Origin of the sequence: uncultured Nitrospira sp., from assembly GCA_902500695.1 — a bacterium.
GTDB lineage: Bacteria > Nitrospirota > Nitrospiria > Nitrospirales > UBA8639 > Nitrospira_E.
In genome coordinates this window covers 21,255-48,170 of sequence record CABVRQ010000017.1, presented here as the reverse complement: position 1 = coordinate 48,170, position 26,916 = coordinate 21,255, and the positions used below count along the sequence as shown (strand labels likewise).

At 49.2% G+C, this 26,916-nt stretch carries 26 protein-coding genes; 12 read left to right on the top strand and 14 right to left on the bottom strand.

What is annotated here, in order from left to right; genetic code table 11:
* Window positions 1-48: 48 nt before the first annotated feature.
* Complete coding sequence (gene ilvN, locus AAH187_RS06555) at window positions 49-570, bottom strand: acetolactate synthase small subunit (RefSeq protein ID WP_342347642.1); 522 nt, start codon at window positions 568-570, stop codon at window positions 49-51.
* Between the two features lie 22 nt (window positions 571-592).
* Window positions 593-2,368, bottom strand: a complete 1,776-nt coding sequence (gene ilvB, locus AAH187_RS06550) for a biosynthetic-type acetolactate synthase large subunit (protein ID WP_342347641.1) — start codon at window positions 2,366-2,368, stop codon at window positions 593-595.
* 258 nt (window positions 2,369-2,626) lie between these two features.
* Here ilvB and bioF point away from each other — a divergent pair, with 258 nt between their 5' ends.
* The 5 genes from bioF (at window position 2,627) to AAH187_RS06525 (ending at window position 8,483) form a co-directional block, all read left to right on the top strand.
* Window positions 2,627-3,787, top strand: coding sequence for an 8-amino-7-oxononanoate synthase (gene bioF, locus AAH187_RS06545; protein ID WP_342347640.1), 1,161 nt, complete (start codon window positions 2,627-2,629; stop codon window positions 3,785-3,787).
* A gap of 267 nt (window positions 3,788-4,054) precedes the next feature.
* Complete coding sequence (locus tag AAH187_RS06540; RefSeq protein ID WP_342347639.1) at window positions 4,055-5,863, top strand: protein kinase; 1,809 nt, start codon at window positions 4,055-4,057, stop codon at window positions 5,861-5,863.
* Window positions 5,864-5,966: 103 nt separating this feature from the next.
* The gene (locus tag AAH187_RS06535; RefSeq protein WP_342347638.1) at window positions 5,967-7,493 is read left to right on the top strand and encodes a YifB family Mg chelatase-like AAA ATPase; all 1,527 of its coding nucleotides are present in this window, start codon (window positions 5,967-5,969) and stop codon (window positions 7,491-7,493) included.
* A gap of 9 nt (window positions 7,494-7,502) precedes the next feature.
* Window positions 7,503-7,718: a hypothetical protein gene (locus tag AAH187_RS06530; protein ID WP_342347637.1), complete on the top strand. Its 216-nt coding sequence runs from the start codon at window positions 7,503-7,505 to the stop codon at window positions 7,716-7,718.
* A gap of 330 nt (window positions 7,719-8,048) precedes the next feature.
* Window positions 8,049-8,483, top strand: coding sequence for a hypothetical protein (locus AAH187_RS06525; protein WP_342347636.1), 435 nt, complete (start codon window positions 8,049-8,051; stop codon window positions 8,481-8,483).
* 310 nt (window positions 8,484-8,793) lie between these two features.
* Here AAH187_RS06525 and AAH187_RS06520 read toward each other — a convergent pair whose 3' ends face one another.
* Together AAH187_RS06520 and AAH187_RS06515 are read right to left on the bottom strand one after the other, a co-directional pair.
* Complete coding sequence (locus tag AAH187_RS06520; RefSeq protein ID WP_342347635.1) at window positions 8,794-9,096, bottom strand: hypothetical protein; 303 nt, start codon at window positions 9,094-9,096, stop codon at window positions 8,794-8,796.
* Window positions 9,097-9,109: 13 nt separating this feature from the next.
* Complete coding sequence (locus AAH187_RS06515; RefSeq protein WP_342347634.1) at window positions 9,110-10,150, bottom strand: GntG family PLP-dependent aldolase; 1,041 nt, start codon at window positions 10,148-10,150, stop codon at window positions 9,110-9,112.
* Window positions 10,151-10,252: 102 nt separating this feature from the next.
* Here AAH187_RS06515 and AAH187_RS06510 point away from each other — a divergent pair, with 102 nt between their 5' ends.
* Entirely contained in the window at window positions 10,253-11,107 is an 855-nt protein-coding gene (locus AAH187_RS06510; RefSeq protein ID WP_342347633.1) for an SDR family oxidoreductase, read from the top strand.
* Between the two features lie 819 nt (window positions 11,108-11,926).
* Here AAH187_RS06510 and AAH187_RS06505 read toward each other — a convergent pair.
* A complete protein-coding gene (locus AAH187_RS06505) occupies window positions 11,927-12,244 on the bottom strand; it encodes a YtxH domain-containing protein (RefSeq protein ID WP_342347632.1) in 318 nt (105 codons plus the stop codon).
* A gap of 616 nt (window positions 12,245-12,860) precedes the next feature.
* Window positions 12,861-13,223, bottom strand: a complete 363-nt coding sequence (locus tag AAH187_RS06500) for a hypothetical protein (protein WP_342347631.1) — start codon at window positions 13,221-13,223, stop codon at window positions 12,861-12,863.
* Window positions 13,224-13,321: 98 nt separating this feature from the next.
* Between AAH187_RS06500 and AAH187_RS06495 the strand changes: the two genes are divergently transcribed.
* The 4 genes from AAH187_RS06495 (at window position 13,322) to AAH187_RS06480 (ending at window position 17,681) form a co-directional block, all read left to right on the top strand.
* Complete coding sequence (locus AAH187_RS06495) at window positions 13,322-13,618, top strand: PepSY domain-containing protein (protein WP_342347630.1); 297 nt, start codon at window positions 13,322-13,324, stop codon at window positions 13,616-13,618.
* Between the two features lie 549 nt (window positions 13,619-14,167).
* Window positions 14,168-15,217 (top strand): cobalamin-dependent protein, encoded by a 1,050-nt coding sequence (locus AAH187_RS06490; protein ID WP_342347629.1) that lies wholly within the window; start codon window positions 14,168-14,170, stop codon window positions 15,215-15,217.
* Window positions 15,218-15,230: 13 nt separating this feature from the next.
* On the top strand, window positions 15,231-16,709 hold the full coding sequence (locus AAH187_RS06485; RefSeq protein ID WP_342347628.1) for an antibiotic biosynthesis monooxygenase: 1,479 nt from the start codon (window positions 15,231-15,233) through the stop codon (window positions 16,707-16,709).
* A 312-nt stretch (window positions 16,710-17,021) separates the two neighbouring features.
* Window positions 17,022-17,681, top strand: coding sequence for a response regulator transcription factor (locus AAH187_RS06480; protein ID WP_342347627.1), 660 nt, complete (start codon window positions 17,022-17,024; stop codon window positions 17,679-17,681).
* Between the two features lie 121 nt (window positions 17,682-17,802).
* Here AAH187_RS06480 and AAH187_RS06475 read toward each other — a convergent pair whose 3' ends face one another.
* The gene (locus AAH187_RS06475) at window positions 17,803-18,456 is read right to left on the bottom strand and encodes a response regulator transcription factor (RefSeq protein ID WP_342347626.1); all 654 of its coding nucleotides are present in this window, start codon (window positions 18,454-18,456) and stop codon (window positions 17,803-17,805) included.
* A gap of 615 nt (window positions 18,457-19,071) precedes the next feature.
* Entirely contained in the window at window positions 19,072-19,680 is a 609-nt protein-coding gene (locus tag AAH187_RS06470) for a superoxide dismutase (protein WP_342347625.1), read from the bottom strand.
* Window positions 19,681-19,956: 276 nt separating this feature from the next.
* Here AAH187_RS06470 and AAH187_RS06465 point away from each other — a divergent pair, with 276 nt between their 5' ends.
* Window positions 19,957-20,487, top strand: coding sequence for a hypothetical protein (locus AAH187_RS06465; RefSeq protein ID WP_342347624.1), 531 nt, complete (start codon window positions 19,957-19,959; stop codon window positions 20,485-20,487).
* A 220-nt stretch (window positions 20,488-20,707) separates the two neighbouring features.
* Here the strand turns inward: AAH187_RS06465 and AAH187_RS06460 are convergent, their stop codons facing one another.
* From AAH187_RS06460 to AAH187_RS06435, 6 genes are all read right to left on the bottom strand, one after another.
* The gene (locus AAH187_RS06460) at window positions 20,708-21,100 is read right to left on the bottom strand and encodes a hypothetical protein (RefSeq protein ID WP_342347623.1); all 393 of its coding nucleotides are present in this window, start codon (window positions 21,098-21,100) and stop codon (window positions 20,708-20,710) included.
* Between the two features lie 70 nt (window positions 21,101-21,170).
* Complete coding sequence (locus tag AAH187_RS06455) at window positions 21,171-21,581, bottom strand: hypothetical protein (RefSeq protein ID WP_342347622.1); 411 nt, start codon at window positions 21,579-21,581, stop codon at window positions 21,171-21,173.
* A 123-nt stretch (window positions 21,582-21,704) separates the two neighbouring features.
* The gene (locus AAH187_RS06450; protein ID WP_342347621.1) at window positions 21,705-23,819 is read right to left on the bottom strand and encodes a catalase; all 2,115 of its coding nucleotides are present in this window, start codon (window positions 23,817-23,819) and stop codon (window positions 21,705-21,707) included.
* A gap of 224 nt (window positions 23,820-24,043) precedes the next feature.
* On the bottom strand, window positions 24,044-24,514 hold the full coding sequence (locus AAH187_RS06445) for a hypothetical protein (protein ID WP_342347620.1): 471 nt from the start codon (window positions 24,512-24,514) through the stop codon (window positions 24,044-24,046).
* A 54-nt stretch (window positions 24,515-24,568) separates the two neighbouring features.
* A complete protein-coding gene (locus AAH187_RS06440) occupies window positions 24,569-24,721 on the bottom strand; it encodes a DUF3309 domain-containing protein (protein ID WP_342347619.1) in 153 nt (50 codons plus the stop codon).
* Window positions 24,722-24,747: 26 nt separating this feature from the next.
* Window positions 24,748-24,930, bottom strand: a complete 183-nt coding sequence (locus AAH187_RS06435; RefSeq protein ID WP_342347618.1) for a hypothetical protein — start codon at window positions 24,928-24,930, stop codon at window positions 24,748-24,750.
* Between the two features lie 498 nt (window positions 24,931-25,428).
* Here AAH187_RS06435 and AAH187_RS06430 point away from each other — a divergent pair, with 498 nt between their 5' ends.
* Window positions 25,429-26,904, top strand: a complete 1,476-nt coding sequence (locus AAH187_RS06430; protein ID WP_342347617.1) for an ATP-binding protein — start codon at window positions 25,429-25,431, stop codon at window positions 26,902-26,904.
* Window positions 26,905-26,916: the final 12 nt, after the last annotated feature.

Below are 26,916 nucleotides of genomic sequence, written 5' to 3'. Positions count from 1 at the left end.
AGGGTGGACGGATCCCCCCAGTCTAAAGGGAGGTGTTGGTTGGCCTGATTAATTCGCTTTCGCAAGCGGTCGGGATTGGGTTTGTGTCGATCGTGTCGGTTCGCGCCCAATGGCAATCCTGCCGGTTCGTACCAGCTCTTTGATGCCAAGGGGCTGCAGGAGATTGATGATCGCCTGGACTTTCCTCACATCTCCAGTGACTTCAATGGTGTAGCTGGTAGGGGAGGAATCCAGAACATTGGCTCGAAAAATATCCGCAATGCGAAGAGCTTCCGCTCGATCCTCTGGTCGGGTATGAACCTTGATAAGTGCAGTCTCTCGTTCCACAAACTCGCTTTCGCTAATATCAACCACTTTAATCACATCAATGAGTTTATTCAGCTGTTTCAAGATTTGTTCGATGATCGGTTCATCCCCATTCGTGACCAATGTCATCATGGACACAGAGGGATCCAGCGTCGGGGCCACTGACAAACTTTCAATATTAAAACCCCGCCCGCTGAAGAGGCCCGCGACTCGAGACAATGATCCGAATTTATTCTCTACGGTCAACGAAATAATGTGCTCCATAACACCCTTTTATAGTTGTACTCTAAGCCGTGATTACAGAATCTGAATCCGCCTGAGTGCCGATTTTTTGCATCGCATTGGGCTTCTTTAAGTCAGGGGGGTCTGCTAACAACATTTCATGATTACAGCCTCCGGCCGGGATCATGGGATAACAATTTTCAAACTGGTAGGTCGGGACATCAATCACGACCGGACCCTTAATGGAGAGCGCTTCACGGATGCCACTATCCATCTCCGACACCTTTTCAATCCGGATACCGGCAGCCCCATAGGCTTCAGCTAATTTCACAAAATCAGGAACGGTCCCCAGGTAACTTGACGCATACCGGCCTTCATAAAACAAATCTTGCCACTGGCGAACCATGCCATGAAACCGGTTATTAATAATAAAAACCTTAACTGGCAGTTGCTCGACGACCGCAGTCGCCAATTCCTGGGTATTCATTTGAATACTGCCATCCCCAGCGACGCACAAAACCAGACGATCCGGGAACGCAGCCTGCGCACCCATAGCGGCCGGCAATCCAAAACCCATGGTCCCGAGACCACCGGATGTTAACCAGGACTGAGGATTTTGCAATTTGAAATATTGCGCTGCCCACATCTGGTGCTGACCGACATCCGTGGCCAAAATAGGATTTCGGTCGCTCGTTAACTGATACAGACGATCAATAAGAAATTGGGGCTTGATTAATCCGTCAGGATCTTGGTCATAGTGCAGAGGGTGCGCTTGCCTCCACGCATTCAGCTGATCCCACCAGGGCTTCCGTTGTTCTTTTTGATTCCCGTTCACCGTGGCACGGAGGATATTATTCAATTCGGTGAGCACCCGCTTACAGTCACCGACAATTGGAATGTCTACCTGAATATTTTTCCGGATGGAGGTCGGATCAATATCAATGTGAATAATTGTCGCATCGGGACAAAATTCTGAAACCTTGCCCGTCACTCGATCATCAAATCGTGCCCCAACGGCAATAACCAGGTCAGAATAATGCATAGCCATGTTCGCGACATATGTGCCATGCATGCCCAGCATTCCAAGGGATAGCGGATGGTTTCCGGGAAATGCTCCAAGCGCCATCAACGTCATATCCACCGGAATTTGCGTTAACTCAGCCAGGTCCTTCACTTCCGGCGAGGCCCCGGATAACACCACTCCACCGCCTACATATAAAATAGGACGCTTCGCTTTCATAATCGCGTCAGCTGCTTGCTTAATTTTCCAACGACTTCCGTCGTAGGTTGGATTATATCCACGAATGGAGACAGACGTCGGGTAGTGAAATTCCGCTCTGTCCAGCGAAATATCTTTAGGAATATCGACTAAAACCGGACCAGGACGACCAGTGGTGGCAATATAAAACGCTTCCTTAATGGTCTGCGCTAAATCCTTCACGTCCTTGACCAGGAAATTGTATTTGGTGCACGGACGACTGAGACCAATGTTGTCTGCCTCCTGAAAGGCATCATTGCCTATCAAGGCGGTTGGAACCTGTCCAGAAAAGACGACTATGGGAACTGAATCCATATACGCGTCCGCAAGAGACGTGATAACATTTGTCATTCCGGGGCCGGATGTAATGAGTGCCACACCGGGTTTGCCCATTGCTTTCGCGTATCCAACAGCCATAAATCCGGCACCTTGTTCATGCCGTGTCAAGATCACCCGAATATCTTTTTGTTGGTGCAAGACATCGAATATTTTGAGAACCACTCCACCCGGTAAGGCAAACATGGTTTTCACGCCTTCACGCTTTAATGCTTCTAAGAAAATTTCTGCACCAGTGATTTTCATGATTCTCACCCTCTGGTTAATTTGACGTTGGACGAGACCTGGTGAACGACATCGTCCCGGGAAACTCCCTTAAAAACCTCTCCAACAAAAAGGATTCCTCATTTGTGATAATTTTATTGCCTGTGGAAGTAAATAAACCATGGTAATCATTATGGTTTTTTCAAGTCAACATTTATTGTATCAGGGTTGATCTCATTACGAAATACCTGTGGACGACAGGTTCTATAGGTTATAAATCCATAACCGTTTGGCCTCTCGATGTTCAAACAAGACCTCCAGAGCTTAACCCAACGACACCTACTGCGAGAATTATCCCTTATAAACTCCCCCTCGGCCCCCGTCATTTCAGTGGAAGGGCAGGAAGTCCTTCTTTTTGCCTCCAATAATTATCTTGGACTGGCCAATCATCCACATGTAAAAGGCGCCGCTATAAAAGCCATCGAAAAATATGGGGTAGGATCTGGAGCCTCTAGGTTAATTTCCGGAAACATTACTCCTCATCACGTCCTAGAAAGGGAATTGGCCAGTTTCAAAAACACAGAAGCGGCTCTCGCCTTTCCTTCAGGATACGCCACCAATATAGGAGTCATCCCAAGTCTTGCCACGGCAGATAGCCTGGTTTTGGCGGATCGGTTATGCCATGCCAGCTTGATTGATGGGTGCCGCCTCAGCCGGGCCACACTTCGCGTCTTCCATCATAACGACGTTGGCCATCTCAAGCGCCTTCTGGCAAAACCACGATCCCGAGCCTCGACGCTGATTCTCACTGAAGGGGTGTTTAGTATGGATGGAGATGTGGCCCCTCTATCCGAGATAGCCCGATTGGCAGAAGAGTATGGTGCCACCCTGCTGCTTGATGACGCACATGGCACAGGGGTCATGGGCGCAACCGGTCGAGGCACAGTGGAACATTTTGGGTTAGACCCCCGCCGCATCCTGCAAATGGGCACCCTCAGTAAAGCTCTTGGGTCAAGTGGCGGGTTTGTCGCGGGACCGAAAGATTTCGTGGCCTATCTGATCAATACCTCACGCTCATTTATTTATACCACTGCCCCACCACCAGCCATTGCCGCAGCAGCGAGTGCAGCCCTGGCTATCATTCAACAAGAACCCCAACGAAGAGCAAAACTCTGGCGCAATCGGGAATTTTTGTATCACGGCTTAGTGGCCATGGGATTCCAACTGACCAACACTCAGAGCCCTATTCTCCCTATCATGGTGAACGACCCGGAACTCGGAGTCCGGATGAGCCAACACTTACGAGCAGAGGGAGTGTGGATTCCTGCTGTCCGCCCCCCTACGGTCCCTAAAGGGACCAGCCGCCTCAGAATCACTGTCACAGCCGACCATTCGCCTGAGCATCTCGAAACTGCCCTCCGGGCATTAAAGAAGGTAGGAACAGCCTTTAAGGTTCTCTGAGCGAAGGATTGCTGGGCTTCTCATCTTTCTGCCAGCTGATCCTAAAAAAAACGCCTTTCTCTTTTGACCCACATCCGAAACTCCAAGAGATCAAGAATTCCCTCCATTCAAGAAAATCACACGGTATTCCGACAAGATGAGCAGGAATTCCATGGGTCCGAAATTTCTTCAGTATTATTGATAAGTGTGCCTTCGTTTCAATGGGCATCAATCACCATACGTCTTCATTTCTCACAAAGGTTCTTTAAAACAGTTAGATTTTTTCACATGAATACACAACTGTTGCCCGGAAAAATCGAAATACAAGGAGAAATTGCCAAAGGGCAAACCGGTACCATTTACTATGGGTATGATCTCGAACTTCGGCAAGAAATGGCGATTAAGGTTTACCATACCCATATCAATGGTCGGCTCATTCGTGGAAAAGCCTTCATCGAAAAAGCCCAATCACTCCTTCGATTAGAGCATCCCAATCTCATTAAAATCTTCAAAATAGAAGAGCAGGACGGCACTCCTGTCGTCTGCATGGAATTTTTTGATGCTCCCAGTCTCCAACACGTCATTCACAATGAAGGGCCTCTTTCAGTCGAAAAAATGCTCTTGCTGGCGCGTGAAATTGCGGAAGTGTTAGTTCATATCCATTTTCAAGGCATCATTCACGGCACACTCCATCCTGGACACGTCCTAGTCGGCCCTCAAGGCCAGATCAAAGTCATGGACCTCGGATTATCTTGGATCCTGATGGACATCCTGAAAAACTGTGACGCCGAGTTACTTAGACCATTACCCTACTTGCTCCCGGAAACAGCCAAGAGCGAGCTTCTGAACCTCAGCAGTGATTTGTACTGTTTGGGATTCATGATGTACGACATGCTCACCAAGCGAGTGCCCTATTCCGGTCTTCCAAAGACATCGATTATGGGAAAATTGGCTTTTGACCAGGCTGACCCGGAGTTTGACTTCCCGGACCATGTCCCCAAAGCCATCTGTGAGCTCATCCGCCAAATGACCCGAAATCAGTCCTCACACCGGCTTCAAGATGCAACTCATGTCCTCACCATCTTGAATCAACAACTGACAAAATTCGCCCCGGAGGTTTCGAGCCCTCCAGCGACCCCGGCAGAACCTCAACCACCGACAGAAAGCCAAACAGCCAAGATAGAGGTACCGAGCCTTCCACCACAGGCGCCAGTATCCGTACCCTCTCCAAACCAACCGCCTGCCGTGACTCGGCCGAGACACTCAACCGACTATCAAGGCATACACCGAGCCAATACGAGAAAAAAATTAGGAGTCACGCTTGGAATCACCTTGCTTCTCCTTATTGGTGGCACCATGGGTTATATGTACAAGGAACAGCTCGGCATCCCGTTTCTTGCATCCCCTGAATTAAAGGTCCCCGAGCCGCCACTCATCAACAAACCGGCTCCTCCAGTTTCTCCAATTGACTCGTTCACAACCATGCCTCCTGAAAACCCAATTTCTCCTCCACTCAATCCCTCAACGGCCGAAGAGTCACGGGTGAAACCCGATGACACACCAATTAGCGATACCTCAAACAGGGCAATCCCAATACCACCACCACCGACAACCGTGGTGACAGAGGATCACCCATTGAAACCTGATGTATCACAACCCCCAGGAACGCCAGTATCTTCCCCACCGGAACGCACCGGTGCACAATCTCCGAACTCGAGCCCACAACTTACACCTGCAGCCAAACCGGTTCCGGATCAACCTAACTCGGCGCTAACACCAAATCCTCCAGCAATGGGGCAAAGGGCTGTCCCCCCAGTCACCGAGAAACCCGCGTCACACCCTGAACTGTCTTCCGAGCTTTCCTCTAAGGGACCGCAACCCATACAGGACTCAACTGTTCCTTCGCCGAACGCAGAATCGTTAGACAACATTGAAAGCAAGGAACTCAAAGACATATTGGATTCGGTGCAGAGCCCAGAGACCGTACCCACCCTTCCAAAAGATGGACCAAGTCCTGTACTTCCTTCCCCTCCGAATCCACCGTCCCTTCCCCCTTCACCGAAACTCCCGGCTCTTTCATCACCAGTATCTCCCTAACCGCAAGCTCACATGACGAACTCTCGGAACCCCCATGAGCGTTACCTCTCATCCGTGAATGTACAGCCACCACAGGTCGTAATCTCCAATATATGAAACAAGCATGTTAGCTAAGATTCAGAGTGTGGGATTGGTGGGATTAGAAGCTAATCTCATTGAAATTGAGGTAGATATTGGCGGTGGTCTCCCACAGTTTTCCATCGTGGGGCTACCGGATGCGACCGTTCGTGAAAGCCGGGACCGGGTCCGATCCGCACTCAAAAATACAGGGTTCCACTTTCCAGCAAAAAAAATCACCGTCAATTTGGCCCCAGCCGGATTAAAAAAGGAAGGGGCAGGGCTTGAGTTGGGAATTGCCATCGGTATTTTGGTAGCCGAAGGCGTCCTGTCCCAGGAAGCCGTCACGTCCTATATTTTTGTTGGTGAACTGGCGCTGGATGGCAGAATCAAAGCGGTTCCCGGAGCGCTGTCCATGGCCATTGCCACCCATCACCCCTTCTCATTGATTTTACCTCACGACAATGCCTCTCAGGCGGCCGTGGTGGAACACGCCACCGTGTTTGGCGTCTCGACCCTCCCTCAGGTGGTGGAATTTCTTCAGGGGGCCCTCACCCTTCTTCCTGCAAAAAATACGTTCTCCATCGTGCAACCTGGACCTTCCTCCATCGAGGAAGACTTTGCCGATGTAGTGGGTCAATATCAGGCCAAACGTGCCCTGGAGGTGGCTGCCGCTGGTGGGCACAATCTTCTCATGGTGGGTCCACCAGGATCGGGGAAAACCATGTTAGCCCAACGGTTAACAGGTATTCTTCCACCCATGAGCTTTCAGGAATGTTTGGAGGCCAGTCAGGTCCATAGTGTGGCCGGAAACCTTCCTCCTCATTCGGCCCTGCTCACCAATCGCCCTTTTCGTGCCCCTCATCACACCATTTCAGAAGCCGGCCTCGTTGGAGGAGGATCCATCCCGCGTCCGGGAGAAGTGTCTCTGGCACATCATGGCGTCCTCTTCTTGGATGAGGCATTGGAATTTAAGCGATCGCTTTTGGATAGTTTGCGCCAGCCATTGGAAAATGGAACCGTCACGCTGACCCGCGTACAAGCCAGCCTCACGTTTCCAGCCAAACTCATGTTGATCGTCGCGATGAATCCCTGCCCATGTGGATATTGCGGGGATCCCACCCATGAATGCGTCTGTACGCCCTATCAGATTCAACGTTATCGAAGCCGTCTGTCCGGCCCGCTCCTCGATCGGCTGGATATCCACATCGAAGTCCCTGCCGTCCCGGTCAAAGAACTATCGGGCAGGACAATCGGTGAAGCCTCATCCCAAATACGGCACAGGGTGATCCAGGCACGCCATTGTCAAATCGAGCGCTACCGTGCTGAGCAGACCTTAAATAATGCACAGCTCAAGCCTCGCTTGCTCAAAAAATATTGCCAATTGGATCAAGCCGGGAACACACTGTTGGATCAAGCCGTCACTCGCCTGGGATTGTCAGCACGCGCCTACGGGCGAATTTTACGTGTGGCCCGAACTATTGCTGATTTGGGAGAATCAGTTATGATTTCATCCACACACGTGGCCGAAGCGATTCAGTACCGAACCCTGGATCGACCCATTCTGACATAAGGACAATTCATGGAATCGTTTAAAGTTTTTCGATGGTGGTTCATTATTGGGTCCCTCATGGCCCTCGCTGTCATTATGATTCAAGGAGGGGTCCGCGATCTGATGTTAGCCAATGAACCCATATGGGAAATCAAGCTGGTCGAATTGGGCCCCCCGATATTTGGGGGAGGTCTCTTGGGTGGGTGCATTGCCCTCATCCTGAATCGAATCAAGGATAAGTCCTGACTCAAGGAACCATTGACGGCCTCTCCGCATAACTCCTCCTATCACATCCCAAGCCCCCTCACCGTCTCAAGAAGTATTCAAAAAGGCTCGTCCTGTCCTGAGGCTTCTCGAAGGAAAGGCCGCAGTTGCTTGGACGGGCGGAGCGTACGGAGGAGTACGTGAGCATGGCCAAGCGGCCAAAACACATCGCTAACTGCATCTCGAAGGGTGCAACCTTTGTTTTCAACATTCCCCCCCGGAACATTTCCTCTAGCCACCAGGCTGATCCGGTCAGTACAATACGATTCGGTATTTAGTCTATTCACTTACGAAAAAAGGAGGATGGTGGGCATGGATGTGAAAGTCGGACCACACTGGTACCGCAATTCCAATGGAATTGTTGAAGTCGACGGACTCCCTCAAATCGAAATGACACTCCGAAAAACCGGAAATACCCCTGTTCGAGTCAACTTTGCCATTTTCGATAAAGTTGGAAAAATTCATGCAAAGATAGAAGCCAATTCCCTGGTCATCAACGAACAAGGAGCCTATCACCTGGAACGGTTGGAAACCGGCTTGGTTTTATCCAACAGAGGAGACAAAAAACGCGTGCTGGCCATCAACGTGACGGGCACTGATCAGGTGGAAATACCGGAAGGCGAGTTCTATACCCTCAAGGGGCATCTTCTAAAGATTACGCCCAATGAATGGTCAGTGGAAAAAACCACCGAAAGGTCAGGCGAGACCGACATGAAGGGACAAGCCGTCGCCGTTGGCTCTCAGTAAATGAGCTAAGGAAGCGTGGGTTCGTTGAGGCCAATCGCTTGTCTTCCCCATACGATCACGGTCATTGAATGTCAGCCGACGATGCATGGCATCGCCCCTCACACATTGCACACACCTGTCCGCGGACGCCGTCCCCGACAATGGCCGGGACCAGTTTGCAGAGGTCCAATGCCACGATATCTGATCCCACAAACGGCCACATCCCTGATAACAATATCAAATGGAATACCCAGACCACTCTCAATCCCGCACAGTCATGGGTATCGTCTCCTTTGCCAACCTTTTAATGACATGATCTCATTAATCGGTCTCAATCGTCAGGCATTTGCACCCGAATTTTTTCAGGTAACGTCTGTACCCAATCGTCGAAGGGCAGGTCAGCATCCACGACAATTTCCAACTTACCGTTGGGCAACCGACGAACCACTCCCGGACTTGCCGGGGAGAGAGGGATTTCCACCGCCTCTCGTGAAATATCCAACTCATCCGTCACTTCTAAAATCTTCGTGATGTGTTGAAACGAAACCGTATCCAATATACTCACATCGACTCCCTTCATCCTGCTGATCAATAAAATTGCAGAAACGGTGTCAGACTCTGCCAAAGAACTCATGGACAGGCGAAATTCACACTGCGGCTGATAAAACACGACTGAAGATCCGACCCGCGGCGTCCATATCTTCATGATTAACATCCAAATGCGTTACCACCCGAAACGCCCGATCTCCCATGGCATTCAGCAGGACTCCGGCCTCCCGGCAGTCAGCTAACAACTCGTCAGTCGTTTTCGAGGACCGAGGAACCTGAAACATCACCATGTTGGTCTCCACATCCTTGACATTCACCACCACACCGGGGATGTCCTGTAACAGAGTCGCCAGATAATGGGCATTCGCATGATCCTCAGCCAATCGGGCAATATGATGCTCAAGGGCATACACACCGGCAGCGGCCAGAATTCCCACCTGCCGCATCCCCCCGCCAAACACTTTGCGAAGACGACGCAATGCCTGAACTCGTGCCGTATCCGAAACCACCAGCGACCCAATGGGAGCCCCCAAACCTTTCGACAGGCAAAAGGACACCGTATCAAAAGGACGAGCATAGTCAGCAGCCGCCACACCCGTCGAAATCACCGCATTAAACAATCGAGCGCCATCCAAATGCAGCGCCAGTCCATGGGTACAGGCAACCTCTGCAATTCGATTGATGGTCTCCAAGGAATAAATTGATCCTCCACCCACATTATGTGTCTGTTCAAGACACACCAAGGTGGATGGGGGATTATGAAGACCCTTTGGCCGAATAGCCGCCTCGACCGATTCCGGCGAAAGGCGTCCACGATCACCCGGCACACAACACAATTGAACACCGGAGAGCGAAGACGCCGATCCACCTTCATATCGAATGAGATGAGATGTACTGTCAACGATCACTTCATCACCGGGCCGCGTGTGTAACCGGAGAGCCAATTGATTGCCCATCACTCCTGAGGGCACAAACACCGCGGCCTCCTTGCCTAATAGTTCCGCGGCCATGGCTTCCAATCGATTCACGGTCGGATCTTCTCCATACACATCATCGCCCACCTCGGCCTGGGCCATTGCCTCCCGCATGGCGGGTGTCGGTTTTGTCACGGTATCGCTGCGCAAGTCAATGGTTCGCATTCATTAACTCCTCCAAAAAACCATTCGTCATGTCGAGCATTCTAAGGAACCTTCTTTCATCACACAAGATTTCCTTTGGTCATTAATTTACAATGGGGAGCGATGGCAACACGTCTCCTAGTCACCGGCGGAGCAGGATTTTTAGGAAATCATCTCCTACGACAGGCCAAGAACTTTGTGGCAGCGGGAACTCTCCACCACACACCCTCCACATCTCTGCCCGGAGTGACCTTTCACGTCTGTGACCTTCAAAATCCAGAGGAGATGAGAATACTGCTGGGTCGCGCCCGCCCAAACGTCATCATTCATACAGCCTGCTCCGAACAGGGAAAAGGAATCGAAGCAATCGTCCCCGCCGCGGGACTCCTGGCCATGCAGACGGCGGAACGTGGCATTCGCTTCATCCACCTCTCGACTGACCAGGTCTTTGATGGGACCTCGGCGCCCTATACCGAAGAGAGTCCCACGAACCCCATCAACCCCTATGGCCATGCCAAAGCCCAGGCGGAAGAACTCATTCGCTCCCTGAATCCTCAGGCCACCATCGTCCGCACCTCGTTGCTTTATGATCTTCGAACCCCAGACCGCCAGACGACACGCTTAATTGAGTCCACAAAAACCGGCGAACTGTATCGCTTGTTTGTTGATGAACTGCGTTGTCCCATCTGGGTGAAGAATTTCGCTGAGGTCTTGCTGGAATTAGCCACCAAGGATGTCCCGGGAATCTTACATCTGGGGGGCCCCGAAAGCCTGAACCGGTGGGAATTGGGGATGGGACTGCTCCAGCACTTCGGGGTTACACAGACATCGAATATTCAAAAGGGAACCATCGAGGAATCCGGATTGGTGCGCCCCAAAAACCTCACCATGGACTCCTCCCGAGCCGAACGAATCCTCCAAAAACCACGGTTTTCGCTACATGACGCCCGCAAGATGACCATCACCTCTGAAAGTTAAATTCCTTTTACCACACCCTACATTTTTCGGGTTTAGAGAAGACTCCTGAAAACATGGTCCCACCTACCTATCGTTTGCTAGTCAAAGTTCATATTGAAAGACTCACCCCCTGCAGGACAGTATTTTTCACCCACCTGCAGATCGGCCAACCGGGCTGCCATTGAAACCAAGGGCGGGCCTGATCTGCGCTCGGCGGGTTGGGCTATTCTTCGTAAAGGTAGATAGATTCGGTAGATAGAATCTGTTGGAGTCGATCCCGAGAAAGGCACCCTGACGGTGGATGCCAATTCTTTGCTCTACTTAAAACGCTGTCGATGGCCGTCTAACTGACTCAGGACCGCCGCACTGACGGTCGATGGGCCCAACCCCGGTGATCGCCTATGAAAAAAAACTACTTTCCTGGTTGCCTGGCTTATGGAATATGGGGAAAAAGCCTAAGTATAAATAGCTTTGATCACTTCAAAAACCGATTAAACGGGCCTAGGTTGGGGCGGCATGAACGCCAAAAAATATATTCCCATCACTGACATTTTCTAATCGACCGTAACACGGGTTTGCCAGTATCTTGTCGAAGAGCGCGCGCTGTCCCATTAGGAGCGGGCGCAGCACGCGCTAAGAGGTAAATTCTGGTGGGTCATGGGGAATTAATGCAAACGAAATTAGAGTCTGTTCCCGAAGAGGGGAAAAAATTTTCCTCAACCTTGCGCTGTATAAATTGCTCCCTCGTACTTCTTTATCTGGCACAACAAATGGCATAGCATTTCATATTCATGACCATCTTCAGATATTTCTCCTGCACACAACTTCCTTAGTCATTCTCTATCGATTGTTATTGACGTCCTTCCACTCCTTACGAAATTCATCCATTCCGGCATGGACTGCCTCTTTTATCGTCACCTGAATCTCTTCCAACCCCCTATGAGTCCCGGAAACTATGTCTTGATAGGTTTCAACAGTTTTTTCTTGCAGATCGTTCAAATCTTCTCCTTTTCGACGAACATAATCACGAATTTGCTCGCGCGAGTCACGCCCCGACTGGGGAGTAAGGAGTAATGTGGCAACAGATCCAATGACTATGCCAATGGCAAATACACCTAACATCTTTCCATCTACGACATCTGATTCTTGGTGACGCATACATTTCCTCACTTAGAGTGTTAAATTTCGAATAAAAATTTTCATAATTTAAAAGTATCATGAAGACTAATAATCGTGAATAGACAAATCCCTCCCAGGGATCAGCAAAAAGTAGCCCAGAAAGATATCTCACAAATTAGGAAAATGTGCTGATGCACCACAGCAATCGTCTGAGGTAGGTAACATTTCACCGCGTGAGTACCTCAAATCATATCACCGATCATAAGGTTCTCCTGCGGAAGTATAATCGGGTTCTTGACTACTATGGCTCACATAAGCTGAGCAAGAATGAATGAATGAATGATTGTTAGGTCCGGGAGTCTTGATATTTCAAATACCCTTCACACCCGTCATGGCCACAGCGACATTTTCCTACCGGCGCGGTAATCACATTGGCACATTCTTCCGAACAGTATTCCTCTCCCTCTGAATTCTGGCATGAACATGGGGGATGGGCACAGACGGTGTTCATGAAGAAAACCTCACTTTCTTCCACACAACGGAGTGTATGACGTTAAATTATTAAGGAATCCATTGAATTTCATAGCGAGCTTCTCTGTCAATTCTTCAACATTCCTTAGTTCAGAAAATACATATCTCTTTATAATTATGTCTGTTATTTTTCCTCATTAGCAACCTTTCTGACCGGTGTGTTTATTCCGCCTTGGAGAATGGCTACCTCGATGTCATCGGCTTCGCCAAAGTGAGCAGAAGTTTCCCCGCTTGCTCCTGACATCGGAACGCCAAGGCCGTCTCCGTTTACCTTATCGACCGCAAGAGTCAGATTTTCTGCTTCAATGACCAAGCCGTCCATCAGGCCTTCAGACGTAACTCCCTTATGGTCACGTTTCGAGGCATGGAAAGGAGATATATCCATAGATGTTTTGTCTGAACAAGTATTTCTGGGGCCGTATTGGACGCCCGGGAAGGACTGCTCGCGAATTTGTCCAATGCTTACCTGTCGAGGTTCAGCCATCATCACCACTTACAAGGTGTCGCCATAATTATTTCCATTAATGTGTTTTTGTCTCAACTGGACACCTCACAACAACTTTCAGTCACGCAAAGGAGTTCATTATGAAGAAGCAGCTTATTCCGGGTCTTATGGTTATCGCTTTCATGCTATCGGTTACCCCAAGCTGGGCATTATTTGAGGATGACAAAGCCGAACTACTCACGGAAACGAAAATTACGTTGGTGGAAGCCGTCGAAAAAGCATTGACGAATATGAAAGGGAAGGCGGTGGAAGCCGAGCTGGAAAAGGAACATGGCAAAACCGTTTATGAGGTCAAAATCATTGATGAAAGCGGGACCACCAGGGAAATTTACGTGGATGCTCAAACAGGAACTGTAATCAAAATTGAAAAGGACTAAACCTGGTCCTGGTTTAACTCTCACATTGGAAGTCAATCCATATGGAATGAAGAACCCTGAATGGTAAATAGGCTTTGGTGGTTAAAAATTTAACATGAAAATTTCCATTCATTTTCTTGTCGCACGAATAGCCTCATGCGTGAAAATGAAGGAACATCAGGCCATTAATTCAATGATCATTGGCCTATCTAACAAATAATGAGCCGCATCGTAAGCAAATATCTGGCCTTGCGAGCGGCTCATCGTTTTCTCCCTGTTAAGCATCGAGAAGAAGCCGAAGTTATCTCCGTCAAGAATTCCAGTATCGACAACGACGCCCTGCTATCCGCCCCTCACAGCTCTCCGCCCCATACAAGCAAGCCTTAAAGTTTGACCATCGACCCGTTCGGGTTGAACATGTTGACGTGCAGGACTTAGAATACCGAATCTAACCATTTTTAACCGGCACGTAAATGATCACGACTCACTTCTTTTATTCCTCTTCATATTTTTGAGAATTTCATTTAGTAGTGAAGCATTGATACTTCACAGGGTCTTTTCCCCATTTACATGAAAGACATTCAAACACACGCCCGGCACCGGCTTGCAGAAAAAATACGAATTCTTGAACGCGACGTCATTGAAATCATCACGACCAAATTCGTTCAACAAGATCCCGAGACCAAAGAACTGGGAGAAGCCGGTAAAACCCACTGTATCACCGATGCACGCTACCATTTGACCTTCCTTAGAACGGCTATTGAATTTGGAACCGAGGAAACATTTAGACAATACCTGCGTTGGACGACAAAGGTACTCCAGACAAGAAATATTCCACATCATGTTTTACAGCGGTTTTTGGACCACATTTCTCAGGCATTAGAACCTCACCTGACCGACGCCGAAAAAATAGTCGTCCGGACCCATTTGCTGGATGCCCCAGAATCTGGACCATCGGAGCCTCAAACTCCCGCTCGCTCTGAATCACCATTAGCCCTCCATCAAGAAGTGTTTCTTCAAGCGCTTTTGGCAGGAGATCGTCATGCTGCCAGAACAATCGCGATTGAGGCCTTTTCGAGCACTCACTCTCTCTCGGATGTGTATGTGGAGCTCTTTCAAGAATCGTTGTATAAGATAGGCAGCCTTTGGGAATCCAATCACATTTCGGTCGCTCAAGAACACGTGGCCACCGCGATCACCCAATATGTCATGGCTAATTTATATACCTGTGTCACACCGTCCCAACCCTCGCAAGGGAAAGGGATCGTCACCGGCGTGGAAGGTGAACTGCATCAAATCGGACCCCACATGGTCGCAGACATGCTTGAAACGCAGGGATGGGATATCCGATTTTTAGGCGTGAATGTTCCTCATCAAGCTATCCTCCAATTAATTAAGGATTTCCAACCGACACTTGTCGGGATTTCCGCGACCATGGTTTTAAAGGTTCCGACCGTGAGAGATTTGATCAGGGACATTCGAAACCATTTCCCCTCCGCTGCCGCTCCCCGCATCCTGGTTGGAGGATCAGCCTTTCGTGCACTTCCGGATGTCTATCGGGATATAGGCGCCGATGGGTTTGCGTATGATTTACGGTCCTTAACAACCCTGGTATCTTGATGGAAACATATCAATGGTCTTAGTCATATCACGATTTAAGGTGGCAAACGGGCTTGAAGGGGATGTGGCCGAAGCCTTTCAAAAGCGACCACGGTTGGTCGATGCCGTTCCGGGCTTTTTAGGGATGGAAGTCTACACGCCTCACGCAGACCAAACGATTTTCCATTTGGTGACCCGTTGGATCGATCGTGAAACATTTCATGCCTGGCACAAAAGCCCGGACCATCGTCTTTCTCACGGTATGCTTCCCACGGGTTTAAAGTTGGACCCGACGGTGACGCAAATCCTTGAACTGGAGCGCCTCCCTCAAATAGGCCAACAAGGGGAACTGCAGGATTTTCTGGGAGATTCCATCCTGCTCCTGGAGGCGTTTCTGACTCAAACAGATACCATCATATATTGTGTCATGAGCCCTGATGGACAAATTCAGGTGTACAATGACGTGCTGTTGACGAAACTTAAAATATCCAGAACAGCATTCGCCACAACAACCATCTGGGACTTTCTCACCACCGCCGACCAACATCGCCTTCAGCACATCTTAGAAAATGGAACCTCTCATCACCATGAACGGGTTCAGCTCAATTTCATCGATTCCTCTCAAAACCCGCACACATTCGACTGCCTGGTTCAGAAAAATTCTTCTCAGGCGATCATTCTCATCGGGGAAGAACCGGAAACGTTCAACCAGCGCGCGTTTGTGGAACTCATGCAGATACAAAATGAAATGACGGTCAAGATGCGAGAGGAAGTCAAAAGCGGGAACCGGCTCGCTGAAAATAATTCCTACTTAAATCAGCTTGTCACCGAACGGACCAAAGACCTGGTGTATCACCAGGAACAATTGCGTGCCATGTTGGTGAAATTAGCCCTTGTCGAACAACACGAACGCCAAAATTTGGCAAATGACTTACACGATTATCTTGCCCAAATGCTCATCGCCTGCAGGCTCAAGCTCGGGCAAATTGACCATGGACCCACTCCGCCGTCACATTCCAAGGTGATTCAGGAGGTTGACGGAATGATCGATCAATCATTGACGTTCACCCGAACACTGATCTCTGATTTAAACCCGACCATACTCCACCACCATGGTTTACTCACTGCCCTCAAATATCTTTCCGAAGACATGCAGCGCTTTGGTTTAACAGTGGCGAGCCCTGAGATGATCCCACCAGTGAAGGTCGCGGAAGACATCAGCGTGGTGGTCTATAAGACGGTGCGGGAGTTATTATTCAACGTGTTAAAGCATGCAGGGGTCACCACTGCGTCGATAATGTGGGAGTGTCCTTCGGAACAAGCCCTCTTAATAAGGGTAAGTGACTCCGGAAAGGGGTTTAATCCAGAAACCCGACAACTCGAACAAGAACCGGGACACCTTGGACTCTTCTTTTACCGGGAACGCATAAGAGCGCTAAAGGGACAATTTGAAATTACATCCAGCGCCAAAATAGGGACGACCATCACCATCATCGTTCCTCCATCCCCGTAATATCCTTGCCTCGTCGTATTATGGCCTTCCCACGACTTGCTGGACTCATCTGAAAACCGCCAGAATAGATTCAGGGGATCTCTTAAGTCGCAATAGAAGTTTCCTTTTCAAGGGTTTTGGTCAGTTGGCCATTGGCCCCCCTCCCGCTACAGTGAAGAAATGCCAGGCCATCCGGACCTTACATGGAAGGACATCATGTGGCATCACTTGTGTATAGACACTTCTACCTTGGTGTATGCTGTAGTTATACCCCTGAGAAACGCAGACTGGAATATACAAAAAATCAATAGTATATAACACTTTTTTTACTGTATGAACGCTACTAAACGAGCACGGATAGTTCTTGTTGATGATCATGTTCTTGTGTTGGAGAGTTGCAAAAAACTGCTCGAACCCCATCATGACATTGTTGGGCAAGCCCATGAAGCGGGTGATTTGGTCAGCCTCATCCGACAAACCAAGCCCGACATTCTCCTCATGGATATCTCCATGCCTGACCAGAACGGATACGAAGCCGCTCGACTCTTAAAAATAGCCTGTCCCTCAGTAAAAATAATTTTTGTGTCGATGCATTTGGAACCCACCTTTATCATGGAGGCGTTTCGTGCCGGAGGAGAAGGTTACGTGCCAAAGCAAACGGCAGGGAGTGAATTATTAACAGCGATTCAACAGGTCCAGGAAAAACAGAAGTACCTCTCTCCCCTGATACCCGAAGAAGTGCAGAATGCTGTTCTGGCTCAAATGGATGGCATGCCGGGCACCGAGCTGTCCGGGAAATTGACTCCCAGACAGCAGGAGGTGTTAAAGCTAGTGGCTCAAGGGTTCTCTGCTAAAGACATAGCCAACGTGTTGACGATTTCTCAAAGCACAGTGGCGTTCCATAAAATGCAAATTGTGCAGGCATTAGGTCTTCATTCCAAGGCCGATCTGACGAAATATGCCGTCAAGTTAGGAATTTCCCCTCTTGATTAGGGTATGAGTGCGCATAGGCTCACGAGGATTAAGGGGGCATGTATAATCGCCTGAATGTTTTTGCAGGAGGGGAACGAAAAACTACGAGTGGAAGAAGGAGCGCAAGAACCTCTAGGAGCAATTAAATGGAAATAATTCCGGTGGTAATGGCATATTTCGTGAGTTCAGACGCGGTCTTGAGCCCCAATATTTGCATGATCCTGGTCTTATGAAATTCCACAGTCTTGACGGCCAGATTTAATACCACCGCAATGTCTTTATTAGATTTTCCTTCAGCAATTAATTGGAGAATTTCCACTTGTCGTTGAGTCAATGGCGGAGGCTCCGGCTTGGCCGCCGTCTTAGAATTGGATGACGGGTTCAGTGCTTGATTGACGATCCCCTGGGCAATGGATGGGGAAACATAAGTGCGTCCCTGATAAACCTCCTTAATGGCAAAAACTAATTCTGCCGTCGCAGATTGTTTTAAGATGTACCCCGCCCCACCGGCTTTGAAGGCTTCGTGGACAAAATGATCTTCCGAATGCATGGTGAGAAAAATTATTTTCGTCTGGGGTTCACATTTTTTTATTTGACGGGCCGCTTCCAACCCATTCAACAAGGGCAATGAAATATCGATAATCGCAATGTCAGGTGTGTGTTTCTTGACGGCTTGAACCAATGAATGACCGTCGACAACAGTCCCCACCAATGTGAAATCCGCTTCCAGCAGTTTGGTCAGCCCCTCACTTACCAGGACGTGATCTTCAGCCAAAAGAACGCGAGCTTTATTCATAATAATTGATGAATGAAGGCTAATTACCCAAAATAATGAAAAGGAAAGGAAGCATTATGAAAGAATTATTCAAATAAGTCTATGGGCTTTCCCGTCCTGGCCTCAATGAGATCTCCCAAACTGCCGGATTCATTGGAGGAATATCCGTCTCTCTATCCCTATGCTCTTCTCCTATCGAAAAAATGGAAACCGGCACTCATAGACTTGACGTGTCCCGGCCACGATTCCTTGTTGCGAAATCAAGAAAATTTATGCCATGGGAAAAACTTTGATAGTCTTTTAAATTTTGGGGATTGGGGGTGTCGGAGGTATGGGAGGTTGGGGGAGAGGGTTCGGAATGGGTTCGGGATTGGGAAATGGACTAGGGTTAGGATCTGGATTGGGATTGGGAATTGGGTTTGGCAGGAATCCTCCCTCCTGCATACAGCACAGTAAGAAATTCAAATTCCAAAGATCTGAGGAGATGAACATGCTGGTTTCACGTGAACGGTTCATTTTTTATCACCCGCAATTGGAATTATTTTCGGCAATCGTCCTTGCCCCCTTATTGAGTGGCCATCTATTTTGACTACCTAGCCATTACCTTTGCCCATGGGGTACATGCTTTCGTCTCGTTTATTGCCGTTTCGCCACTACCGCCCAATTAACATTCGCCAAAAAGCTCTCGATATATTTCCCTCGTTCCGAGGGTTGATAGTCCAGCAAATACGCATGTTCCCAGACATCCATCACGAGAAGAGGACGAAACCCGGCGACATTGCCGGATTCGTGCAGACTGATCCAATGGTTGGACAGGCGGCCGTTGTCGGGATTTTGATAGCAGATGACCCAACCCACTCCCCGCATCTTCCCGACGCTGGAAAAGTCTGTCTTCCACAAATCAACGCTTCCAAAACTGTCCTGGATGGCCTTTTCAACGCCAGGGTGACTTTGGGGACCTTTCGACTCCTGAGATGTCATATTTTCAAAATATAATTCATGCAAGACCATCCCATTATATTCAAATCCCAGCCGACGGGTGAGTTCAGAATAGGCCGGCATTTCTTCCTGATCCACCTGTCCATCAATCAAAAATTCCCTGATTTGCCTGGTGAGAGAATTGGTGGCCTTCACATATCCTTCATAAAGCTTAAAATGCATCTCTAAAGTTTGATCTGAAATACCGTTCAAGCCTTTGAGGTTAAATTCCTTGACTGAATAATTTTTATCGTCATTTTTCCTCATTAGTGAGATTTCCTCCTTCCCCAATCACACATTATGGCTCATTCCATGAGCTGTTAAGCGAGATCAACTCACCTTCAATGAAACTAAATTACACGAAATGGGATGGTTGTATAACTAGAAAAAACCCTTGATTCGGCTCTTTCCGAATATGATGGGACAAGTATATTACCTACCAGGGTTTTGGCCAGTCGCCATCTTTCCTAGTCCTGGGGTAATGTTATGTGTGTGTGATCTTCTGCATCCAAGGATGCCTCAAAACAAATTCCGGAATCCAGTATGAAAATCCAGTTAACTATCTCCAACGAGTTGGGCAGGGAATTAACTGATCTCCAAGCTGCCTTGGGCACTAAGAACATTGAAGATCTGACGATCCATTCCTGGAAGGTGTTGCACTACCTTATAAAAACCATTCGTAATCGTCATTTCACTCTTTCCCAGGAAGCCATTCCCTGGATTTCCGAACCGACAATGGGGTTACCTCCACCTGAACCTTTTCAACAAAATCCCGATCTATCGCATGATGAAATTGATAACCGAATTATTCAGGAAATTCATCAGTTGCTTGATAATAACCAAATTAATCAAGCATTAAAGGTGACTCACATTCTCAAAATCCTCCAATCCCATGGTATAAAAAATCCGGATCATCATCCGGTGAAATCCGAAATGGTGCTTACGGCCGCGGAAACGTTTGCGGCCGAATGTGATCCCGCAAAGGCCGCTCAGCTTATCATTGATGCCACTCACGAACCCCCAGAGGATTCTCAAGGACACGGGAGAGAAAGTGGAAATTCATCTGAAGGTTGAGCCAAAAATAACCGCAATCATTTTTGGACCCATCCCTCGGATGGGCTTGGGAGGGAGAACATCCTGCCCCAAAAATACAAAAAGGCAAGAAAGAATTGTGACATCGAGAGCATACCCGAAATAACTTCTTTCTTTAAAACCGTAGGCAAAATACCTAAAATAGGATTGCTATTTTTTCTGTACACATACGGTTCCTGAACCGTATCTTATATTCTAGCGTTTATCGGAGAGGTGTTGGTTGCCCTAACGGCTCATTCTCTTTGACTGGAGCCTTATCCTGATCCGAGGGATGCGTGGGGACGGGTGAAATATCGGGAAGAATTTGAGGTTCGTCTGTGGGGGATTCAGTTCGAACCGGAGGGGTAGAGGAGGCCGTCCCTAAAGCCCCGATGTCGGGAGGTGTGCGGACACCGTTTCCGATAAGCGGAGAATCTTGCTTCTCTTGTTTCCTATTTTCATGAGAAAACGCGGCCTGATTCTCCGACCTGCATGCGGCAGCCACTGCCCCATCTCCTAAAAGGGGTCCCGCCATGGAGAACAGGACTACGACCATGATCTCCACCGGGCGAAATAGCATCTCGCAAACCTGGTCGGCTACATTCGGATTATTCATGGTTCATTCTCCATTTCTCATGGGAATCCCATTCAAGCTAATCAACGCCACAAATGAAAAGTCTTATACTTCATAAGGCTCGAAGGTAAGCAGAAAGATCCGCCTTTTCTTCTTTTGTCAACTCCACACCAGTGACTAGGGCAAAAAACTCCACCGTGTCTTCAAGCGTCAAGAGACGGCCGTCATGGAGATAGGGTGGGGAATCTTTTATTCCTCGAAGGGGGAAGGTTTTGATGGATCCCTCTGCCCGGCCATGATAAAACCGCTCCACCTTCAAATCATGCATCAGATTATCCGTAAAATAGGGAGCAGTATGGCAGGCCACGCACTTGGCTTTTCCAGAAAATAAGGCCTCCCCTCCCAACTCTTCATCCGTCGTTTTCTTGGGATTCAAACGGCTGAAGAGATCCAATTTAGGGGCCGGCGGGGAATCCACCAGTTTCTGAAATTGGGCCATTTTCATCACTTCGGTGCGGGTCAAATCCCGCCTCCCTTTTTTTCCGCTGTTGCTCAAAATTTAATGGACCTCAAGAAACAGGGCTGAACCTCGGCGATTAATAAGTGAATTAAACACGGTCGACAGAGGCCTCGTATAACAACCGGACTATTTCGGCCGGTTCCAATGACGATGCCTGATAGCTTCGATAAACGATTTGCTTGGATCTCCGCTGCTTTCTTCCATGATGACGCCATCCGCGTTACCGACACCCGCAGCCTGTAGCAACTCTCCACCCTCACCACTAGCGGCAATGGCTTTACCGTGGTCGTACGCTTCGCGCACAAAGTGGAGCGCCTCATGATCGCCGAGCAAAATGGTCACGCTTTCCTGGCCGCCCGGCACATAGACCGCGTCGTACATTATCGAGTCGGCGGTTGCGAGGCTCTTATCGACTTTTACGTCACCTTTGAGGTGGCCGAGGTGGGGAGCGATCACTTCAGCGGTGGCGCCCTCTTCCTTCAAACTGGCCTCTAGGCGCTTGATGTCTGAACCGGTGACTCCATCGGCGGCCAGGACAGCAACTTTGCGGCTCTTGATGGAGTCCTTCGGTCCTTCTTCCTGACTCAATCCTTTGGCTTTACCCGCCCTGGTCGCCGGTTGCCCTTTCGGCGCCTCCATCCCCAGTTTGGTCGCAACCTTGACGGCCAACGATTCATCCACTTTGGCCAGATGCTCAAGCATCAGCTTTTGGATTTTGACCTTAGATAATTTGCCCAACTCAAAGATCAACGCCTGACCGATGTGCTCCTGTTCGGGCAAGGTCAAACTGTTGTAGAACAGCGCCGCTTGTGTATAGTGATCGCCGAATGTTTTGCTGCGTTCCCGGATCTTTGTGCCCTGCACGGGCGTTGGATAGTGGGTATAGCCTCCTTTTTCTGCCGGAGTTTGTTCCGGCATGCCGCTCAGGGAATTCGGTTCATAGTTTCCCGGACCAGGGCGGTTGGTGAAGCGCATGATGCCGTCCTGTTGAAAGTTGTTCACGGGAGATTTGGGCTGGTTGATGGGCAGTTGCGCAAAGTTCGGCGTCCCGAACCTATTCAATTGCGTATCGGTATAGGAAAACAGCCGGCCTTGTAATAATGGATCGTCGGTGACGTCGATGCCGGGCACAAGGTGGCCCGGGTGGAAGGCGACTTCCTCGGTTTCGGTAAAGAAGTTATCCGGATTGCGGTTCAAGGTGAGCTTGCCAACCCGCTGAAGAGGAATCTGATTTTCGGGCCAGATCTTGGTCGGGTCGAGAACATCGACGCCCGCCTTATCGGCCTCGTGTTCAGGCAGGAGCTGGACGGCAAGTTCGTACTCGGGATACGCTTTGTTTTCGATCGCTTCCCACAGATCCCGCCGGTGAAAATCAGGATCCTTTCCCGCCAGTTGTTGCGCCTCGTCCCACACGAGAGAATGCACACCCAAGAGCGGCTTCCAATGGAACTTCACAAACGTCGATTTACCCTGATCGTTAACCAGTCGAAAGGTATGAACCCCGAACCCATCCATCATCCGGTAACTGCGCGGAATGGCCCGGTCTGACATGATCCACATGATCATGTGCATGGATTCGGGTGTAAGGGAGATGAAATCCCAGAAGCTATTGTGCGCCGTGGAACCATTCGGGATATCATTGTGCGGTTCCGGCTTGAAGGCATGGACCAAATCAGGAAACTTGATCGCGTCCTGAATGAAAAATACGGGAATGTTGTTGCCCACCAAATCCCATATGCCCTCACTGGTATAAAACTTGGTAGCAAACCCCCGGGCATCGCGGATTGTGTCGGCCGTGCCAAGATTGCCATTCACAACCGAGAAGCGGACAAAGACGGGAGTTTTGATCGAGGGATCGGCAAAGACGGCCGCTTTGCTGTACTGAGACAGTGGTTTATAGACCTGAAAATACCCGTGCGCACCCGATCCGCGCGGATGCACCACGCGTTCCGGCATGCGCTCATGGTCGAAATGGGTCATTTTTTCTCGGAAATGAAAATCCTCCATGAGCGTCGGCCCTCGCGAGCCGGCTTTGAGGGAATTGTCATCGTCCTCGACTCGATGTCCCTGATTGGTCGTAAGAGCGTTTCCTTCAGCAACGGCCGGCTCATGGGCATCCCGTGGCGCCACGGTGGAGGTTTTGCTGTCACGATCAGCCAACGCGATAGAAGGCGCGGCCAAGCTTCCAGCCAGTAGAAGCGCAATGATAAGCGTTCGTGTCGCGGTTTGCTTGATATACATAGTGTAAAACTCCTTATTTAGGACGTGTGGTTATCGCGCCGGCGCTGCATCAAAGCGGAGAGATGCCGCAATCGTTTTCACTTTCTACAAGTGTTCCTTCACTACTGTTAGGCCTGCAAGGCATCTACGGGAAACGCTATAGGAAGATTTCTTAGGTGTTGATTTTTTCAACTTTGTATGCCTTGATTTCATTGTCCTTCCCACGCGGCCTTGCCGTCCTCATCTTATGGCTTTTCCCACATGCCCTTCCCATTCGCATCTAAGAGCCTGACAAGGGGACTCCCGTCCTTATTTAAAACTACCTGAACCCTGGGAATATCCAAGTGATCTCGCAAAACAAACGAAGGGAGGTCATCGCTCTGCACTTCCAATGCCACCCGCCGCTTACAATCCTCTCCATACAGGGTTAACCCCGTTCGCTCCTTCCCATAGACGGCAAGAGAAGTTCGACGGTCACATTGATCGTCACCCATAATGAGGGCCGGATGCTGGCCATCCCACAGGCTAAGCGTGGCGCGGACCTTACCCTCCTCATTCACGATATGTAAGGCTGAAGTAGAGATCGGTTTACCTGAATGGGCAGGCGAAATGTCCGGATCAGTGGAATTTGTGGAAGCCAATAACATTCCCCCCATTGAGCCCAGAAACAAGGATCCGACCAATACGGCCAACAATGACGTTTTTCTCAAGGGCATAGCGTTCCTCCCCTGCTTTCACGTGATGAAATAAACAAACATGCTAATCCCGTCCTATAGTCTTCCAGTCAGCGCCAGAATCAGCACGATCACCAAAATCAATCCCAGTCCACCACTGGGGTAGGCCCCCCACGATGAACTATACGGCCAGACCGGCAAGGCCCCGACTAAAAGGAGAATAAGAAGGACCAATAGGATAGTAGACATAATGTTGCGTTCCTCCTGGCTGGCTATCACATTTTACATTCAGTACTGCGCGTCTCCTTGCTAGGCACACAAGGCGGTGGCCAGTCTATGGCAGGGTGAGTCAACTTGAGAAAGGCGCGTCGCGGCCACTCCCCAAACACACAACGCAACATTTCGCTCTGCACCGATTCCTTGACATCACCCGTGGTCTCCTCAAAAATTTTGTTCATGGTCCCTTTCTCCTTATTGTTCAAGCCAGGTTAATTTGGGTCAGGCCCCAGATTTCAATTGTAGGTTTTATCTCTTCTTCTTGATGGTCTTATTACTACAAAAATTTTGAGGCGGAAGACCTGATAAAAACCCTTGCTTGATTGCGCAATATCCCTGGATTATCCTGTGCCTTCACCCATTTGGTTTTTCCGCTTAGACAACACTTATTCATTGTGGCTATACTTTTCTCGGTTTCATTCTTTCACGACGTGCCTTGAATACCGTTCGGTTTACAACAGCGGAGGAAAAGCTCCATCATTCGAGATATTTTCTCTCCTTCACTTTTTATTCACATATTTCGGAGTCAGCTCCTTTTACTTAAAGAGGTCTCCCGCTGAGTTCACGAATTGTCACAGACGACTTCAAGGATCCTGATGCAATGGATGCCATAGTTTCCAGATTGAAGATTAAGCCATACCCGGGAACGCAGATTCTCCGCTTCAGTTCAGTAGTAAGAAATGGATGAAGTCATAATGCCGCCTCAGGTCGAAACTCAATCCCGCACCCGCCAAAAAAAATGGGATATAAGCCTGTTGATAGCCATTTGCGCTCTCATGGGTGCAATTTTTGTGTTGGACCTCTACACCAAAACAGGAGTAGCAACCGGCATGTTATATGTGAGTGCCATTATGCTTACGCCATGGTTACCACATACAAAATCCCCATTCATGGTCGCAGGAGTCTGTACGGTCTTAGGCATCATTGGAATGGTCTATTCACCCGGTGTAAATGTGGTGCATTCAGGCAGCACCATAGCCGCCAATGCGGTGATCAATCGTCTGTTATCAGTTTTTATGATTTGGGCAACCGCCCTCCTCACTTACCAATATCGTCAGGGGATGGAGGTCCGGCTTCGGTTAGCGTCTATCGTGGAGTCCACGCATGACGCCATTATCGGACAAACACTCAAGGGCCAGGTCACCAGTTGGAACAACGGAGCCGAACAGATGTTCGGATACTCCCCACAGGAAAGCATCGGACGGTATATGCCATTTCTGTTTCCACCAGGCCGGATAGAGGAAGAAACGGTTATTCTGGAAAAACTTCACAGTGGCAAGGAAATTAAAAATTTTGAAACGATTCGGCGTCGGAAGGACGGGCAGGACATACCTGTGGCACTGACCATTTCCCCGATTATCGACCGATGGGGCCACGTGATTGGCGCCTCGAAAATTGCCAGGGATATTTCCCAACAAAAGAAGTTGGAACATCTTCTGGCTATCCAAAACCTCACATTGGCCCATCATGCGGCCTCGCTGAGGCAATCAAACGAGGATCTCGAACAATTTGCTTATATTGCCTCTCATGACCTCCAAGAGCCTCTCCGCACGATTCATGGCTTTACTCAGTTGTTGGCGGAACGCTATAAAGAGCAACTGGACGACCAGGGCCAGGAATTTATTGGATTCGTGACCGATGGGGCCAATCGAATGCAAACCCTCATCCAGGACCTTTTGAAATATTCCAGAATCCAGGCCCAGGAGCTAAAACCTGTTTCAGTTCACGGCGAGGAAGTCCTGCATGAAATTCTCGAACATCTCCGCATGGGCATTGAGGACAAACAGGCTTCCATCACTCATGACCCGCTGCCGATCATCCGCACCGATCGGTCGCATTTTCAACATTTGCTCCAAAATCTGATTACCAATGCCATAAAATTTCACGGCCCGAAACCGCCACACATTCATCTATCGGCCCAGGAAGGAGCCCAGGAATGGACCTTTTCAGTCCAGGATAACGGGATTGGTATGGAATCGGAATATTTCGAGCGGATCTTTCTTCCCTTCAGAAGGCTGCACACCAGGGAAGAGTACCAGGGCACCGGAATCGGTCTGGCCATCTGTAAGAAAATCGTGGAGCGCCGGGGTGGCCGGATCTGGGTCGAATCGGAATTGGGAAGAGGATCCAAGTTTTCTTTTACCTTACCTAAATAAACCGGGGATTTG

Excerpts from the sequence above, each read along its gene's own strand:
- AAH187_RS06435 (WP_342347618.1), bottom strand. The coding sequence starts at position 24,930 with ATGAACAAAATTTTTGAGGAGACCACGGGTGATGTCAAGGAATCGGTG.
- AAH187_RS06430 (WP_342347617.1), top strand. The coding sequence starts at position 25,429 with ATGGATGAAGTCATAATGCCGCCTCAGGTCGAAACTCAATCCCGCACC.
- AAH187_RS06505 (WP_342347632.1), bottom strand. The coding sequence starts at position 12,244 with ATGCGTCACCAAGAATCAGATGTCGTAGATGGAAAGATGTTAGGTGTA.
- AAH187_RS06525 (WP_342347636.1), top strand. The coding sequence starts at position 8,049 with ATGGATGTGAAAGTCGGACCACACTGGTACCGCAATTCCAATGGAATT.
- AAH187_RS06510 (WP_342347633.1), top strand. The coding sequence starts at position 10,253 with ATGGCAACACGTCTCCTAGTCACCGGCGGAGCAGGATTTTTAGGAAAT.
- AAH187_RS06445 (WP_342347620.1), bottom strand. The coding sequence starts at position 24,514 with ATGCCCTTGAGAAAAACGTCATTGTTGGCCGTATTGGTCGGATCCTTG.
- bioF (WP_342347640.1), top strand. The coding sequence starts at position 2,627 with ATGTTCAAACAAGACCTCCAGAGCTTAACCCAACGACACCTACTGCGA.
- AAH187_RS06480 (WP_342347627.1), top strand. The coding sequence starts at position 17,022 with ATGAACGCTACTAAACGAGCACGGATAGTTCTTGTTGATGATCATGTT.
- AAH187_RS06520 (WP_342347635.1), bottom strand. The coding sequence starts at position 9,096 with ATGAGTTCTTTGGCAGAGTCTGACACCGTTTCTGCAATTTTATTGATC.
- AAH187_RS06450 (WP_342347621.1), bottom strand. The coding sequence starts at position 23,819 with ATGTATATCAAGCAAACCGCGACACGAACGCTTATCATTGCGCTTCTA.
- AAH187_RS06540 (WP_342347639.1), top strand. The coding sequence starts at position 4,055 with ATGAATACACAACTGTTGCCCGGAAAAATCGAAATACAAGGAGAAATT.
- AAH187_RS06495 (WP_342347630.1), top strand. The coding sequence starts at position 13,322 with ATGAAGAAGCAGCTTATTCCGGGTCTTATGGTTATCGCTTTCATGCTA.
- ilvB (WP_342347641.1), bottom strand. The coding sequence starts at position 2,368 with ATGAAAATCACTGGTGCAGAAATTTTCTTAGAAGCATTAAAGCGTGAA.
- AAH187_RS06460 (WP_342347623.1), bottom strand. The coding sequence starts at position 21,100 with ATGAATAATCCGAATGTAGCCGACCAGGTTTGCGAGATGCTATTTCGC.
- AAH187_RS06530 (WP_342347637.1), top strand. The coding sequence starts at position 7,503 with ATGGAATCGTTTAAAGTTTTTCGATGGTGGTTCATTATTGGGTCCCTC.
- AAH187_RS06475 (WP_342347626.1), bottom strand. The coding sequence starts at position 18,456 with ATGAATAAAGCTCGCGTTCTTTTGGCTGAAGATCACGTCCTGGTAAGT.
- AAH187_RS06470 (WP_342347625.1), bottom strand. The coding sequence starts at position 19,680 with ATGAGGAAAAATGACGATAAAAATTATTCAGTCAAGGAATTTAACCTC.
- AAH187_RS06500 (WP_342347631.1), bottom strand. The coding sequence starts at position 13,223 with ATGATGGCTGAACCTCGACAGGTAAGCATTGGACAAATTCGCGAGCAG.
- AAH187_RS06465 (WP_342347624.1), top strand. The coding sequence starts at position 19,957 with ATGAAAATCCAGTTAACTATCTCCAACGAGTTGGGCAGGGAATTAACT.
- AAH187_RS06535 (WP_342347638.1), top strand. The coding sequence starts at position 5,967 with ATGTTAGCTAAGATTCAGAGTGTGGGATTGGTGGGATTAGAAGCTAAT.
- AAH187_RS06515 (WP_342347634.1), bottom strand. The coding sequence starts at position 10,150 with ATGCGAACCATTGACTTGCGCAGCGATACCGTGACAAAACCGACACCC.
- ilvN (WP_342347642.1), bottom strand. The coding sequence starts at position 570 with ATGGAGCACATTATTTCGTTGACCGTAGAGAATAAATTCGGATCATTG.
- AAH187_RS06440 (WP_342347619.1), bottom strand. The coding sequence starts at position 24,721 with ATGTCTACTATCCTATTGGTCCTTCTTATTCTCCTTTTAGTCGGGGCC.
- AAH187_RS06490 (WP_342347629.1), top strand. The coding sequence starts at position 14,168 with ATGAAAGACATTCAAACACACGCCCGGCACCGGCTTGCAGAAAAAATA.
- AAH187_RS06485 (WP_342347628.1), top strand. The coding sequence starts at position 15,231 with ATGGTCTTAGTCATATCACGATTTAAGGTGGCAAACGGGCTTGAAGGG.